At 50.4% G+C, this 13,946-nt stretch carries 16 protein-coding genes and 1 riboswitch; of the genes, 9 read left to right on the plus strand and 7 right to left on the minus strand.

Annotation, left to right across the window (positions count from 1 at the left end; genetic code table 11):
* Positions 1-66 precede the first annotated feature (66 nt).
* The gene (locus ACFVVF_RS29200) at positions 67-165 is read left to right on the plus strand and encodes a stressosome-associated protein Prli42 (protein ID WP_483875023.1); all 99 of its coding nucleotides are present in this window, start codon (positions 67-69) and stop codon (positions 163-165) included.
* Here ACFVVF_RS29200 and lipB read toward each other — a convergent pair.
* From lipB to lpdA, 5 genes are all read right to left on the minus strand, one after another.
* Positions 142-864 carry a lipoyl(octanoyl) transferase LipB gene (lipB, locus tag ACFVVF_RS06770; protein ID WP_387806583.1) on the minus strand — a complete coding sequence of 241 codons (723 nt, stop codon included), beginning with the start codon at positions 862-864 and terminating at the stop codon, positions 142-144. The two genes, ACFVVF_RS29200 and lipB, sit on opposite strands and share 24 nt — an antisense overlap.
* 39 nt (positions 865-903) lie before the next feature.
* Complete coding sequence (locus ACFVVF_RS06775) at positions 904-2,181, minus strand: dihydrolipoamide acetyltransferase family protein (RefSeq protein ID WP_387806585.1); 1,278 nt, start codon at positions 2,179-2,181, stop codon at positions 904-906.
* A 71-nt stretch (positions 2,182-2,252) separates the two neighbouring features.
* Positions 2,253-3,236, minus strand: a complete 984-nt coding sequence (locus ACFVVF_RS06780; protein ID WP_387806587.1) for an alpha-ketoacid dehydrogenase subunit beta — start codon at positions 3,234-3,236, stop codon at positions 2,253-2,255.
* A gap of 3 nt (positions 3,237-3,239) precedes the next feature.
* A complete protein-coding gene (locus ACFVVF_RS06785; RefSeq protein ID WP_387806589.1) occupies positions 3,240-4,271 on the minus strand; it encodes a thiamine pyrophosphate-dependent dehydrogenase E1 component subunit alpha in 1,032 nt (343 codons plus the stop codon).
* A 138-nt stretch (positions 4,272-4,409) separates the two neighbouring features.
* Positions 4,410-5,837: a dihydrolipoyl dehydrogenase gene (gene lpdA, locus ACFVVF_RS06790; protein WP_387806591.1), complete on the minus strand. Its 1,428-nt coding sequence runs from the start codon at positions 5,835-5,837 to the stop codon at positions 4,410-4,412.
* A 164-nt stretch (positions 5,838-6,001) separates the two neighbouring features.
* On the opposite strand from lpdA, the gene ACFVVF_RS06795 reads away from it, so the two are divergent.
* A complete protein-coding gene (locus tag ACFVVF_RS06795) occupies positions 6,002-6,295 on the plus strand; it encodes a DUF2627 domain-containing protein (protein ID WP_387806593.1) in 294 nt (97 codons plus the stop codon).
* A 58-nt stretch (positions 6,296-6,353) separates the two neighbouring features.
* On the opposite strand, the gene ACFVVF_RS06800 is transcribed toward ACFVVF_RS06795, so the two are convergent.
* A complete protein-coding gene (locus ACFVVF_RS06800; RefSeq protein ID WP_387808876.1) occupies positions 6,354-8,180 on the minus strand; it encodes an APC family permease in 1,827 nt (608 codons plus the stop codon).
* A gap of 148 nt (positions 8,181-8,328) precedes the next feature.
* Positions 8,329-8,500: riboswitch (cyclic di-AMP (ydaO/yuaA leader) on the minus strand.
* Positions 8,501-8,733: 233 nt separating this feature from the next.
* Positions 8,734-9,588, minus strand: coding sequence for an alpha/beta fold hydrolase (locus ACFVVF_RS06805; RefSeq protein WP_387806595.1), 855 nt, complete (start codon positions 9,586-9,588; stop codon positions 8,734-8,736).
* A 283-nt stretch (positions 9,589-9,871) separates the two neighbouring features.
* Between ACFVVF_RS06805 and ACFVVF_RS06810 the strand changes: the two genes are divergently transcribed.
* The 7 genes from ACFVVF_RS06810 (at position 9,872) to ACFVVF_RS06840 (ending at position 13,933) form a co-directional block, all read left to right on the plus strand.
* Positions 9,872-10,474, plus strand: a complete 603-nt coding sequence (locus ACFVVF_RS06810) for a nitroreductase family protein (protein WP_387806597.1) — start codon at positions 9,872-9,874, stop codon at positions 10,472-10,474.
* A gap of 182 nt (positions 10,475-10,656) precedes the next feature.
* Positions 10,657-10,818 carry a DUF1328 domain-containing protein gene (locus ACFVVF_RS06815; RefSeq protein WP_387806598.1) on the plus strand — a complete coding sequence of 54 codons (162 nt, stop codon included), beginning with the start codon at positions 10,657-10,659 and terminating at the stop codon, positions 10,816-10,818.
* A 56-nt stretch (positions 10,819-10,874) separates the two neighbouring features.
* Positions 10,875-11,279 (plus strand): YflT domain-containing protein, encoded by a 405-nt coding sequence (locus ACFVVF_RS06820; RefSeq protein ID WP_387806599.1) that lies wholly within the window; start codon positions 10,875-10,877, stop codon positions 11,277-11,279.
* Between the two features lie 104 nt (positions 11,280-11,383).
* Positions 11,384-12,535 carry a SpoIIE family protein phosphatase gene (locus ACFVVF_RS06825; RefSeq protein ID WP_387806601.1) on the plus strand — a complete coding sequence of 384 codons (1,152 nt, stop codon included), beginning with the start codon at positions 11,384-11,386 and terminating at the stop codon, positions 12,533-12,535.
* 69 nt (positions 12,536-12,604) lie between these two features.
* The gene (locus ACFVVF_RS06830; protein WP_387806603.1) at positions 12,605-13,087 is read left to right on the plus strand and encodes a hypothetical protein; all 483 of its coding nucleotides are present in this window, start codon (positions 12,605-12,607) and stop codon (positions 13,085-13,087) included.
* Between the two features lie 88 nt (positions 13,088-13,175).
* On the plus strand, positions 13,176-13,508 hold the full coding sequence (locus ACFVVF_RS06835) for an STAS domain-containing protein (RefSeq protein ID WP_387806605.1): 333 nt from the start codon (positions 13,176-13,178) through the stop codon (positions 13,506-13,508).
* On the plus strand, positions 13,505-13,933 hold the full coding sequence (locus ACFVVF_RS06840; RefSeq protein WP_387806607.1) for an ATP-binding protein: 429 nt from the start codon (positions 13,505-13,507) through the stop codon (positions 13,931-13,933). The genes ACFVVF_RS06835 and ACFVVF_RS06840 overlap by 4 nt, the downstream gene beginning before the upstream one ends.
* Positions 13,934-13,946: the final 13 nt, after the last annotated feature.

The raw sequence follows: 13,946 nt of genomic DNA on the forward strand, positions 1-13,946 counted from the left end.
TTCGTTTAAAATAGAATAGACTTGTTTAAAGAAGCACGTCCAATCTCAGGAAAGGAGCGCTTTAAGATGAACTCACAGAAAATGATCCGCCTCGTAGCGATGATTGTCGCAGGCGCGGTTCTGCTATCCACGGTTATTGCCTCACTCGGCTGGCTCTTCTACTAGTGTATGCTGCCCATACTTAAATACAGAGCTGAAATGCGGCACGATTTCCCGTGCCGCTTGGGCCACCGTCATATTCTTCCCCGTTAAATCGTTAAACGACGTTACGCCATACTGTTCAATCCCGCATGGGATAATACCGCTAAACCCCGTCTGGCCGATGCCCGATTCAATATTCAAGGCAAAGCCGTGTGACGTAATGAAGCCTTTCCGCCCCCGGGAACGGTTGAATTTTACCCCGATTGCCGCAATCTTCTCATCGCCAACCCAGACACCGGTATATTCAGGTTTTCTTCCCGCTTCTATACCGTACTCGGCCAGCCAATTAATGAGAACCTGCTCCACGCTTCGCAGATAGCCATGCAAATCAAGTCCTTCTGCTTGAAGAAACAGCAGCGGATAACCAACTAATTGACCCGGCCCGTGATAGGTAATATCGCCGCCCCGGTCAATCTCGAATACCGTTATACCCCGTTCCTTCAGTTGCTCTTCATCCAGGAGCAAGTGCTCCGGATGGCGATCCGAGCCAAGCGTATAAGTAGGGGGATGCTGAAGAAGGAGAAGCGTCTCTGGACGCTCCTCCTTATCAACTTGCGCTACGATCGATTTTTGCAAATCCCAAGCCTGGGCATAATCGATCAGCGAAATATAACGGGCTTCCAGTGTCGTCCTCGCGCCATGCTGCTTAGCTGCGTCAGTCATCTGTATACCCCATTTCTGTCTTTCAGACTATAGCTTCGCTTAATACAGCTTCGTATCCGTATTGAAGCTCTCCAAATTATCCTTCACACGCTGCAGGAAACGGCCGCAAATGATGCCGTCCAGAATACGGTGATCAAGCGAGAAGCACATATTCGCAATCGAACGTATCGCAATCATATCATTAATGACAACAGGACGCTTCACGATCGATTCGAATGTAATGATAGCCGCCTGCGGATAGTTAATAATCGGATTCGTAATAATGGAACCAAACGAACCTGTATTGTTGACGGTAAACGTACCGCCCTGCATATCGGACAGCGTCAGTTTGCCTTCTCGCCCGCGGCGGGCCAAATCGTCGATTTCTTTGGCAAGTCCGGCAATCGTTTTGTGGTCGGCATTTTTAATGACCGGCGTTGCTACCGATTCCTCTGTACCCACCGCCAGCGAAATATTAATATCCCGCTTCACGATAATTTTGTCGGCAGCCCACATGGAGTTGATAATCGGGAAATCCTTGATCGCATTGACGACCGCCTTCAGGACAAAAGCGAGGTAGGTCAGATTGACGCCTTCCCGTTTCATAAATTCATCCTTCAGCTTGTTGCGCAGAGCAACCAGATTCGTCACATCCACCTCGATCATCATCCAGCCATGAGGAATTTCCGTAACGCTTTGCTTCATATTGCGGGCAATCGCGCCGCGAATCGGCGTAACATCGATGTAATCCTCGCCGCGTCCCTGCTCGGTCGGCTGTACAGTCGGGATGCGCGGCGTTTCCGCCAGATGCAGGCCCGAAGAACGTACATCCGCTTTCGAGATATCGACGCTGCTCTCACTTGGGACGCCGGAAGCGACATAGGCAAGCACGTCCTTGCGCGTAATGCGTCCCCCCATGCCTGTCCCAGTCACGTCAGCCAACCGGACGCCATGCTCAGCAGCAAGCGTCTGTACCGCAGGGGAATAGCGGTTGCGCATAGAGCCTCCCTCTTCGGCGGCTTCCGTGGAAGGTCCGTCTTCGTGTCGGCCAGTTGCAGCAGCTGCAGCCGATGCTGCAGGCGCTGCTTCATCGCTCTCCGTCGCAATATAACAGACGACGGTGCCCACCGGTACCGTTTCTCCGCTTCCGACGACGATTTTAGTCAGCGTGCCGGATACCGTGGAAGGCAGCTCCGCACTGACTTTGTCAGTTATTAACTCGCAAATCGGTTCATATAGATCGACATGATCGCCGGGCTGCTTCAGCCACTTGTCAATTGTCGCGGATACGAGCGATTCGGCAAGCTGCGGTATGACGATTTCCTTCTCTACCTTCATTAAACATCCATCTCCCAACCCGCAGTCTGGTAAACATGCGAATACTTCCGGTCTGCCATGCGGTTTTTAACTTAAAATAATGCTAGATTGCGCATTGCTTCCAACACTTTTTCTTTATTCAGCATATAGAACTTCTCGCCCGGCGGATTGATCGGCATTGCCGGCACATCCGGTGCGCAAAGTCTTTGAATCGGGGCGTCCAGCTCGAACAGAAGCTCTTCCGCAATAATTGCTGACACTTCAGCGCCTACGCCGCCGGTTTTATTGTCTTCGTGAACGATCAGCACTTTGCCTGTCTTGCGTACCGCTTCAAGAATCGCTTCTTTATCCAGCGGCTGAATCGTACGCAAATCGAGAATATGAGCGCTGATGCCTTCCTTCTCCAGCTCCTCAGCTGCTTGCTCCACGAACAGGAGCGGCATGCTGTACCCGATGACCGTAATGTCTTCGCCTTCGCGAAGCACGTTGGCCTTGCCGATCGGCACGATATAATCGTCTTCCGGCACTTCGCCGGTAATGAGCTTATAGCTCTTCTTGTTCTCGAAATAGATGACGGGGTCCGGGTCGCGAACGGCCGCTTTCAGCAGCCCTTTGGCATCGTATGCCCGGTAAGGCGCAACGATCTTCAGGCCAGGCGTTCCGAAGAACACCGACTCCGGACATTGCGAGTGATACAAGCCGCCGAAGATACCGCCGCCGATTGGCGCACGGATGACGACCGGACAGCTCCAGTCGTTATTTGAGCGGTAACGGATTTTGGCCGCTTCGCTAATAATCTGGTTCGTCGCCGGGAACATGAAGTCCGAATACTGCATTTCCGCAATCGGCTTCATGCCGTACATAGCCGCGCCAATCGCAACGCCTGCAATCGCCGATTCTGCCAGCGGCGTATCCATTACGCGCAATTCTCCAAACTGATTTTGAAGCCCTTTCGTTGTCGTGAACACGCCGCCCTTAACGCCAACATCCTCGCCAAGCACGAATACATCCTCGTCCCGCTCCATCTCTTCCTTCATCGCAAGACGAATTGCATCAATATATTCCATAACGGCCATCCGTTATCCCTCCCCTTGACCGGCATCATCGGCATACACATGGTGCAGTACCGACTCAGGCGCCGGGAACGGCGCTCTGTCGCCATATTCGGTCGCTTCATCCACTTGCTTGCGGATCGCCGCAAGCAGCTCCGCGTCGCGCTCTTCATCCCAAATGCCGCAATCGATCAAATATTGCTTGAATTTTGGAATGCCGTCCTTCGACCGGTTCTCGTCCACTTCATCCTTCGTCCGGTAAGCCAGATCATTATCAGAAGTGGAATGCGGCGACAGACGGTACATCATCGCTTCAATAAGCGTTGGCCCTTCGCCGGCAATGGCACGCTCACGGGCTTCTTTCACAATTCGATATACTTCAAGCGCATCGTTGCCGTCCACGCGAATGCCCGGGAATCCGTAGCCGATTGCGCGGTCCGCCACACGTCCGCCTAATTGTTTGTGTGCAGGTACCGAAATCGCATACTGATTGTTCTCACACATCAGAATGACCGGCAGCTTATGAACGCCTGCGAAATTGCAGCCCTCATGAAAGTCGCCTTGATTGCTTGAGCCTTCGCCAAACGTGACGAAGGTAACGACCGGCTGCTTCTTCATCTTGGCAGAGAGCGCGATGCCTACGGCATGCGGCACCTGCGTCGTCACCGGGCTGGAGCCCGTTACGATGCGCAGCCTCTTGCTGCCGAAGTGGCCCGGCATTTGGCGGCCGCCGCTGTTCGGGTCCTCCGCTTTGGCAAATACCGAAAGCATCAGTTCCTTAACCGTCATGCCAACGGCCAAGACAAAGCCGTAATCCCGATAGTACGGCAGGAAATAGTCTTTCTCCCGGTCCAGCGCAAATGCGGCTGCAACCTGTGCGACCTCTTGTCCGATGCCGGACACGTGGAAATTGATTTTGCCTGCCCGCTGCAGCAATAAATTGCGCTCGTCAAATTTTCTGGCGAGCTGCATGGTGGCATACATTTCTATGGCTTGCTCATGTGAAAGGCCTAATTCCGTATGTTGAAAAGTTTGTTTGGTTGATCCGGATTGGGTCATGAGGAATGCCTCCTTTAACCTACATTTATAACCAGGTACTAAGACTTGATGTTATATATTATAAACCCATTCAGGCGAAAAAGAAAACCTGACAAATGTAATAGATTTAACCTGCACTTATCATGGGACTGTGCAAAATTAGAAGTTGAGCGCCTTGCCGTCAACCGCCAGCATCGCTTCGCCAAGCGCCTCTGACAGCGTTGGATGCGGGTGAATCATGCTTCCGACTTCCCATGGCGTCGCATCAAGCACGCCCGCCAGCGCCGCTTCCGATATTAAGTCCGTCGCATGAGCGCCAATCATATGAACGCCTAGAATGTCATTGGTTTTACGATCAGCGATTACTTTAACGAAGCCGTCAGTCTCGCCAAGAACAATCGCTTTGCCAATCGCTTGGAACGGAATTTTGCCCGTCTTCACATCATAGCCTTTCGTTCTTGCGCCGTCCTCCGTTAAGCCGTAAGAGGCAATCTCAGGCCGGGAATAGATGCAGCGCGGGATGAGATGAGCAGGCACAGCTGCTTTTTTCTCGCCGGCGATATGCTCCGCCGCATGCAGGCCTTCATGGGCTGCCGCATGAGCCAGCTGAACGCCGCCGATCACATCGCCGATCGCATAAATATGCGGCTCGCTCGTCTGGCCAAATTCATTGACGTGAATAAAGCCGTCCTTCGTTTTAATATCGGTATTTTCGAGGCCGATGCCTTCGATATTCGCCTGGCGGCCTACGGAAAGCAGCAGTTTGTCCGCCGTCAGCAGCACCTTGCCGTCCGATGTCTCAGCAGGAACCGTTATGCCGCCCTCGCCGGCTGCCAGCTCCTCTGTAATTAATTGTACGCTTGTCAGCACGCGAACGCCCCGGCGCTTGAGCAATCGGGTCAGCTCGGCTGAAACTTCCGCATCTTCCCCAGGGAGCAATCGAATACCGGACTCTACGAGCGTCACCTGAACGCCAAAGTCCTGCAGCATCGAAGCCCACTCGACACCAATCACTCCGCCTCCGACAATCAGGATCGATTCCGGCAGCTCTTCCATCCGCAGCGCGTCATCGCTAGTCAGAATCGTTTCCCCGTCAAGTGTAATACCTGGCAGCGTCCGCGGCCTGGAGCCTGTCGCAAGGATGAGATTGGTTGACACGACCGACTCCATCTCTCCGTCCGCCAGCTCTACCGCAAGCGAGCCGCTGCGGGGGGAGAATATCGAAGGGCCGATCACTCGTCCCTTGCCTTGAATAACTTGAATGCCGTTCTTTCTCATCAAATGCTGCAGCCCTTTATAGAGCTGGTCAACTGTCGCTTCCTTGCGTCCCTGCACTTTGGCAAAGTCGAGCGCAACCGCGCCCTCTTGTAAAGTAATGCCGTATGTATCCGCTTCGAGCAGCGTCGCATATACTTCCGCACTGCGAAGCAGCGATTTGCTTGGTATGCACCCTTTATGAAGACAGGTGCCGCCCAGCTTGTCCGCCTCTACGAGTGCCACGCTTTTACCCAATTGCGCAGCGCGAATCGCTGCTGTGTATCCGCCTACGCCGCCGCCAAGAATTGCTACATCTACTTGTATCGCCATCTATGATTACCTCCACTCATTTACGTATGGTCACTTCACCTATTGTACCTTTTTTCATAGTTATTTTCATCCCTATTTGCGGCTGCCCCTTAACTGAAATAGACAGTCTCCGGTGAAAAAGGTATCATAATGCTATTACATAGTCACAAGGAGAATAGCGTTTCATGAAATTGGTAGCTGCCCGTTTGATCGCCGTCCTATTTCTTGTCATTCCAGGCTTGCTTGCCTGCTTTGGCTTTCTTCGGATGAAAAATGATTTGTTTCATTACTTTTCCGAATTCGGCAATGATGCCGTCGTTCCCGACTTTCAATGGCTTAGCTTTCTGCTCGGACTCGTCATGTTCCTCGCCGGGGTCGGCTTTATCGGCGGCTGGATTTTTTTCCGCGACCGCAAGCGCAACTATGTTGCCCCCCGGTTCAAGCAGAAACGCCCGCGTCCGCCTAAGCCGCAAGCTTAATATGTACGTTAAAAAAACGGATCGCAGACTTTTGCTGCGGCCCGTTTTTTTGTTTGCTTTATTTCTTTAAATGATAAGGAACTGTCGTTACGATAACGTCCCGCCTGAACAGCAAGTGAGCCCGCAGCAAAAAGCTGGATTGGTTGTGCAAAATGTTATGCCATGCCTTCTTCGGAATGAACTGCGGAATAATGACTGTGACCTGATAGTTCGCTTCTCCCGCTTTGCGCTGTACCGTATCGATAAATTTAGTCAGCGGCTCGATCAGGCTCCGATAAGGGGAATGCAGTGTAACCAGCCTCACATCGGGCTGCCACTTGCTCCATTTCTCCTCAAAGATCGCTTCCTCCTCCCGCTCAAACGGAATGTGGACGGCAATAATTTGATGCGCAGACAATGATTTTGCATAATTTAAAGAATTTTCGACGACATGAGTAATTCCCGCTACGGGCACGATGATGACATTGCCTTCAATTGGAATAGCCGGCTCGCAGGTCGTTATCCGCAGCTGATCGGCAACAGCCTCATAATGCTTTCTAATCCGGTAAAAGAACCAGAGAATAAGCGGCAGGAACACCAGAATCGGCCAGACTTGACCGAACTTCGTCAGAAAAAACATCAGGCTGACGAGTAAGCTGATTAACGCTCCCGTCGTATTGATAATGAACTTCGGCACCCAGCCGGCTGGTTTTTCCCGCAGCCACTTCACCATCATGCCCGTTTGCGACAGGGTGAATGGAATAAACACGCCTACTGCATAGAGCGGAATCAACTGATCGGTACGTCCCTCGAATGCCAGAATAAGCAGAATCGAGAGCAGTCCCAGACTAATGATGCCGTTGGAATAGCCCAACCGGTCTCCTCTAATCGTGAACATTCGCGGAATAAATTTATCCTTCGCCAAGTTCACAGCCAGCAGCGGAAACGCTGAATAGCCGGTGTTGGCCGCCAGGATCAGAATTAAAGCTGTCGTTCCCTGGATGAAGTAATACATAAAGTGGCGCCCGAATACCTGCTCGGCAATATCCGATACGACGGTTACTTCCACCCTCGGGCTAATGCCGTAATAATAGGCCAGAAAAACAATGCCCGAGAGCAGAATAGCCAGCAGCGAGCCCATGGCGATTAGCGTTTTGGCCGCATTATTCGGTGACGGCTGTTTGAAGTTCGGAATCGCATTCGATATTGCTTCAACACCGGTCAAAGCCGAGCTGCCGGAGGCGAATGCTTTTAAGATAAGGAATAATCCAATACCGGCAACCGGCGTTCCAATTGCAGTATGCAGCTCCGGTGACACTTGACCCGTCAATATTTTAAAGAGGCCAACGCCAATCAAGATCAGCAATGCTAATACGAACAAATATACGGGATAAGCTAATATGGATGCGGATTCCGTTACGCCCCTCAGATTAAGCGTCGTAATGAACAGGACGAACAGAATAGCAATGGGCACGTTGTAAGGATGCAGGCTTGGAAAAGCCGATGTAACCGCATCTGTACCCGCCGATACGCTGACGGCCACGGTCAATATATAGTCGACAAGCAGCGAGCCGCCGGCAACAAGACCGGAGAACATCCCGAGATTGTTCTTGGATACGACGTAAGCGCCTCCGCCATGCGAATATGCGAAAATAATTTGCCGGTAAGACAAAATAAGAGCGAGCAGCAGCACCAGCACGCCGATGGCAATCGGAATCGAATACCAGAAGGCTGCAGCGCCTACTGTCATGAGTACGATCAGGATTTGCTCCGGCCCGTAAGCGACAGATGACAGCGCGTCTGAAGATAAAATAGCGAGCGCTTTTGTTTTGTTCAGCTTTTGCTCGCCCAATTGTGTTGATTTTAACGGTCTTCCAATTAGAAATCGTTTAAGGGAAGATAGCACTTCTTTCACCGCCGCATAGTTTAGTTTTTTTATAATTCCCTTTACCTGAATGAACAATCCAGAGCGCGCCATCCCCCAATCGACGTATCCCTTTTTTTGCATACAAAAAACACAGGCAGGAAGCCTGTGTTTTTCACACCGGTTCACAACCCTCTCTCATTCAACGCTGACGAAGTTAGCTGACGGATTCGGACGGCGAGAGTCGCCCTACCCCATGCTGGTAAGCATAAGGATTCACCCCGTATGGCACAGCTTCAAATGAAGCCGCATCATGATTGGTTCCCCCGTTTTCCTGAACGGAAATTTAGCGATTAGAATTGAACCCTATTCGATTGATTACGGACTAATATTACGCCTGCAGCCAACTAATGTAAAACCTGCTTTAATTCGTTTTTCGTTCAATTCGGATTAGAAAGCATACGGAAAAGCGCTTACATACTAATGCCGCGCTCCAAAGCTCCAATTATTGCGATTTCTCGCAGTCTATGAACAACGCCGCCGGGTTCGGGAGTATTCCATCCATCCCGAACCCGGCGGCGCAATCCGCTAGCGGTTATTTTGTCCGTACCGTTTCCTTCTCATTAAGCGTTTTCAAATAGTTTGCGATCACACGGGACAACTGATCCGGCGCCTCCACCAGACTCATATGCGCGACGCCTTCAAACGTATTTTCCGAAATATGCGGGTAATCGTACGTCGACTTGTAGGCGCCCGATTCCGTCAGGGAAAATGTCGCAATCGGTGAAATAACATCATCCTTTGCACCCGCGACCAGCAATATCGGAAAGTTCGCTTTCGCCAGCACTTTGCTTCGATCCGGACGCTGCATCATCCCTTCAAGCGTATGAATCGCCCCCTCGGGCTTCATCCGCTTGCCTGCCCTAATGAATTCATCCACATCCTCTTGCTTTTCTTCGCGCTTTGATTCCAAAAACAGCTTCGGAATGAGCTCGCTGATATAGGCAGCGATTCCGCCTTCGCGAATTGTATCAATATCTTCCAGACGCTTCTGCTTCATCGTCTCCGAATCCGGAAGTGCTGTCGAGTGAATGAGACCAAGTCCTGCAAGCCGGTGGGGATACTGGTCTGCAAAGGCAAGCGTAATATACCCGCCCAGAGAATGGCCAAACAGTGATGCTTTGTGTATGCCGAGCTTGTCCATCAGGCATAAAACATCGTCTGCCATCAGTTCCATTGTATAAGCACCTTCAGGGGCGGTTGTCTCGCCGTGGCCGCGAAGCTGCGGCATAATAATGCGATAGTTATCACTTAACAAAGGACAAACTTTATGCCAGTAACGAGAAGAACCGCAGAAGCCGTGCAGTAAAATAACCGTTTTTTTGTTGCCGCTGCCGCACTCTTCATAGACCATATCGATGCCATTAACATGAACCGTATGTTTTTCCATCGATGAACACCATCCTTCTCTAATTTGGTTATGCGATTGTACATTCTCTTAAACGATTCAGGCTGCATTGAAACAGTTATTCTTCAAGTCAAAAATGCGACTCATAATTGCTAGCCTTTATTCAGGAGATTACTTTAATATGAAGGAATGTGATTCATCTCAATGGATAAACCGATTGCTTTATTCGCTGTAACCGGTACATAATAGGTAATCTTGTTTTATCAAAATCAAAATGCTAGAATAGAATAAAACAAATAATTCCCATTGGAAAGGTGTGTCTTAAATGACCCATATTGTAGAACAGGTTTCTGAAGCTGTACAGTCTCATCGCAACGCCGAGCATGGTGTATCCTCCTTGTTTCTCAATCGCTGGTCGCCGCGCGCCTATGACAGCCGCAAAGTGGCGGACGAAGATTTAAACGCGATTTTGGAAGCCGCTCATTGGGCACCTTCCTCTTTTAATGATCAGCCATGGCGGTTTGTAGTGGCTAAGACAGAAGAGCAGCTCGCTGTATTCCATAATTTTTTGGGTGAATTCAACCAGATTTGGGCTACAAAAGCGCCTGTGCTCGTACTCGTTGCTTCCGATTCCAAACGCGAGAATGGCGATCCGAACGGCGCACATGCCTTTGATGCAGGAACAGCATGGGGACATTTGGCGCTTGAAGCGACGCTCAAAGGACTGGTAACACACGCGATTGGCGGATTTAACCGTCAGCAAGCGAAAGCAGCCTTGAATTTGCCGGAGCAATATGAGCTTCATGCCGTTATTGCGATTGGCTACCAGGGCGATAAGAGCAGCCTGCCTGTTCCGATTCAAGAAAGAGAAGTACCAAGCGGCCGTAAATCGCTAAGCGAAGTCGTGTTCGAAGGTTCCTATAAGTAATTGTAGATTCATGACTTATGAATAGAATGTTTAACCTCAAATAGCCTTCATCCTGAACGGGATGGAGGCTATTTTTTTATAGAGCGCTAAGAAAATAGTTTCAACTTGCACCCTAGCGGTTAATACAAAGCAAGCAACACCACAACACAGAGGCAACTTAAACAGAAAGAAAGGTGGTTCCAATGTTGGGATGGGCATTATTATTTTTCATCTTCGCAATCGTCGCAGGCATATTCGGTTTTCTCGGCATAGCTTCCGCCATGGCGGGAATAGCCAAGATCTTGTTTATCGTCTTCATCGTTCTTTTCATTGCATCGCTTATTCTGGGAAGACGACGAGTTTAACCGCAATAACCGTAACAGGCGCAACTAACTAATCAATCCTATGAGGAGGAATTACAATGACAACACAAACAACGACTCAGACGAAGGTGCACACAGTGAACAGCATTGTTGAGGTTCAAGAGCAGGTTTACCGCTTCCAGCGGGAGGGCTACCTGAAAGACAACATTTTCGTATTGACCCATGACAAAGACCGGACGGCCCGCATCGCCGACAATACGGACGCGGAGAAAATCGGCGTATCTGCGGAAGGATTAGGCACGGCAATCGCCAACATTTTCCGCTCCAGCGGCGACGAGCTTCGTGCCAAGATGAGATCGCTTGGCATCTCTAAGCAGTATGCCGAGCATCTCGAATCGGAAATGGACCGCGACAAAATTCTGGTCATCGCTTGGGGCGGACGGGAATATGCCGGAGATGAATTTGACCCTGCCGTCTACTACTATCCGCACTATATGATTTAGTCCCCTTCCAAATCCATTTCCGGAGCAAAGACCTATCCTCCCGGGGTAGGTCTTTGTACTATGATATAGTAAGAAGACAGATTCCAATCCAAAGGGGCCTTTCTATGAGCATCATAATCGTAGACGACAATGCCACTAATCAGCTCATTATTAAAACAATATTAAACAAAGCCGGTTACTCCCAGCTGAAAACCGCTTCTTCCGCTCACGAGCTTTACGAGATGCTGGGCATCCATTCCGCCGTCATGAGAGAACCCGATGTTGAATTGATTCTCATGGACATGATGATGCCGGACATTGACGGTCTTGAAGCTTGCCGGGTCATTCAGAAGGACGCACGTTATAAGGATGTGCCGATTATTTTCGTTACTGCTGTCGGCGACTCCAACAAGATGGCAGAGGCTCTGGATGCCGGCGCGAGCGATTACGTCATGAAGCCAATCAATCGGATGGAGCTGCTGGCCCGTATCCGTTCGGCGCTGCGGCTGAAGAAAGAAATCGACTGGCATAAAGAGCGGGACAAACGGATGAAGTATAAGCTGGAGCTTGCCAAGCAGGTTCAGCTTAGCGTGTTAAGCAAGCCGATCGACGATGAGAATGTCTCGATCTATGCTGCCTATCAGCCCTCATCAGAGCTGGCGGGCGATTTCTATGCCTGGTACCGCATCGATAAGCATCGTTACGGCGTTATTTTGCTGGATATGATGGGACATGGCATCTCCTCCTCCCTTGTGTGCATGTACATCTCTTCCGTGCTGCGGGACACGATTACCCGCATTTCCGATATGGAGCAGGTGATGCTGGAGCTGAACCGGTATATGAATCAGCTTCATATGAAGGATGAGCTGATCAATTATTATTTTACGGCGATCTATCTGGTGCTGGATACGGAGCGTAAAACGATGGAATACGTCAATGCGGGTCATCCGACCGGCGTCGCCTTCGTTGATGGCGAAACAGTTCTGCTGGAGCAAAGCTGCGGGGCAATTGGCTTGTTTGACAGCTTGAACGTCGAAAAAAAAGAGCTCCATTACGATCAAGAGGTTGCTATCACACTGTATACGGACGGTCTAACCGATGCTATAGACAACGGCAAAGAGATTCCGATCGGGCGGCTCGTCAAGCAGTTCGCCGATGGACGTCAAACAGAGCCCAATGAACTCGTACGAACCATCGTTCCCGAGCCTTGCAACGGTATTCAAAAAGATGATATTTGCCTCGTCAGGCTGCAGACCAAAGCAATGATTCCGGAATAATTGTTTCAAGCGGAGCAGAACGGGTTAAGTAGTTAACAGCAACCCATTACGCTGCGGGAGGAATTGCATATGAAGAATATCATTCTGATTGGTTGTCTGTTAGGCGCGCTTGTCAGCCAACTACCGGCATCCGCTTCCATGCCCCCTTTGCAGGCAAGTAAGGGAGAGCCATACCCGCTTCATTCCGTGAACGGACTTACACTCGACGATGATCCGGCCGCTGTGGCAGACAAGCTCGGCCAGCCGCAAAGCGTTGTGCAGGATGAATGGCTGCCGGAGCTGCAAGTTTACGAATATCCAGACATGGATATTGCATTCCGTGACGGATGGTTTGATTATGTCGAGATTGCCGGGGGCGCAAATAAACTCCAGATAGACGATAATGAATTGTCGGCAACGGAGGCTGCCATCAAGGAAGCGCTTGGCGAGCCGGACTTTATCGCGGAGGACGGGATCGTCTTTCAACGGGGTGAAGCGCTGCTTAAGCTGTTTATCGACCCGGATACGGGTAAGCTGCAATCGATTGCCTATTATCATATCGCTTCTGTATAGCAAGGCAGCTGCAATGCTGCCTTGCGCTTGTGCATCTTGCAATCGATTTGGTATGATTTATTAAACTATTGAGACCGGAGTGAAATGAATGAGAGTCGAACCGTTTCAGATTGAACAACAAGAAACAACGAATGCTTATTTATTATCGTTACGCGGAGAATTGGACTTGTCCGTCGTTCCTCAACTGAGAGCGGTGCTGGAACCGGTCGTCCATCAGACGGATCGGGCGCTCATCCTGAATCTGCAGGATTTAACGTATATTGACAGTACCGGCATTGGCATTATCGTATCCGTCCTGAAAATCCGCGACGGCTTGAATGCCCCTTTCGCCGTACAACATATTCCGCCTTCGATTAAGCGGCTGTTTGATCTAACCGGCATTTCTGCCTATTTGACGGAAGGGACCGAGAATAAGGCATGAGTGAAATTCGGCTGCAAATCCCTGCTCATGCAGATTATATCGATATTGTCCGGGTTTGCCTTTATGGCTTGGCTTCCAAGCTGCGATTTTCTTACGAAGCCATCGAAGATATGAAGGTCGCCGTATCAGAAGCATGCAATAATGCGGTGCTTCATGGTGCTCAGCCTGACAGCATGATCTCGATCTCCTTCCTGTCTGACGAGACCTCTTTGACCATAAGAATCAGCAATGAGGGTCCTCCTTTTGTTTATTCGGACGCCATTAACGGAGCATCACCGATTCAAGCTGACGAAGTCGGCGATTTGCGTGTTGGCGGATTAGGGCTTTATCTCATGCAAGCGCTGATGGACGAAGTGGATGTCATTGCGATTGACCATGGAACGGAAGTTGTGCTGACCAAATATTTGGACGCGCCTTCCTCGTAATTAAGAGGGTGAC

This window comes from Paenibacillus sp. NPDC058174 (assembly GCF_042883865.1).
Classification (GTDB): domain Bacteria; phylum Bacillota; class Bacilli; order Paenibacillales; family Paenibacillaceae; genus Pristimantibacillus.

Coding starts and splice junctions, on each gene's coding strand:
- ACFVVF_RS29200 (WP_483875023.1), top strand. CDS start 67: ATGAACTCACAGAAAATGATCCGCCTCGTAGCGATGATTGTCGCAGGC.
- lipB (WP_387806583.1), bottom strand. CDS start 864: ATGACTGACGCAGCTAAGCAGCATGGCGCGAGGACGACACTGGAAGCC.
- ACFVVF_RS06775 (WP_387806585.1), bottom strand. CDS start 2,181: ATGAAGGTAGAGAAGGAAATCGTCATACCGCAGCTTGCCGAATCGCTC.
- ACFVVF_RS06780 (WP_387806587.1), bottom strand. CDS start 3,236: ATGGCCGTTATGGAATATATTGATGCAATTCGTCTTGCGATGAAGGAA.
- ACFVVF_RS06785 (WP_387806589.1), bottom strand. CDS start 4,271: ATGACCCAATCCGGATCAACCAAACAAACTTTTCAACATACGGAATTA.
- lpdA (WP_387806591.1), bottom strand. CDS start 5,837: ATGGCGATACAAGTAGATGTAGCAATTCTTGGCGGCGGCGTAGGCGGA.
- ACFVVF_RS06795 (WP_387806593.1), top strand. CDS start 6,002: ATGAAATTGGTAGCTGCCCGTTTGATCGCCGTCCTATTTCTTGTCATT.
- ACFVVF_RS06805 (WP_387806595.1), bottom strand. CDS start 9,588: ATGGAAAAACATACGGTTCATGTTAATGGCATCGATATGGTCTATGAA.
- ACFVVF_RS06810 (WP_387806597.1), top strand. CDS start 9,872: ATGACCCATATTGTAGAACAGGTTTCTGAAGCTGTACAGTCTCATCGC.
- ACFVVF_RS06815 (WP_387806598.1), top strand. CDS start 10,657: ATGTTGGGATGGGCATTATTATTTTTCATCTTCGCAATCGTCGCAGGC.
- ACFVVF_RS06820 (WP_387806599.1), top strand. CDS start 10,875: ATGACAACACAAACAACGACTCAGACGAAGGTGCACACAGTGAACAGC.
- ACFVVF_RS06825 (WP_387806601.1), top strand. CDS start 11,384: ATGAGCATCATAATCGTAGACGACAATGCCACTAATCAGCTCATTATT.
- ACFVVF_RS06830 (WP_387806603.1), top strand. CDS start 12,605: ATGAAGAATATCATTCTGATTGGTTGTCTGTTAGGCGCGCTTGTCAGC.
- ACFVVF_RS06835 (WP_387806605.1), top strand. CDS start 13,176: ATGAGAGTCGAACCGTTTCAGATTGAACAACAAGAAACAACGAATGCT.
- ACFVVF_RS06840 (WP_387806607.1), top strand. CDS start 13,505: ATGAGTGAAATTCGGCTGCAAATCCCTGCTCATGCAGATTATATCGAT.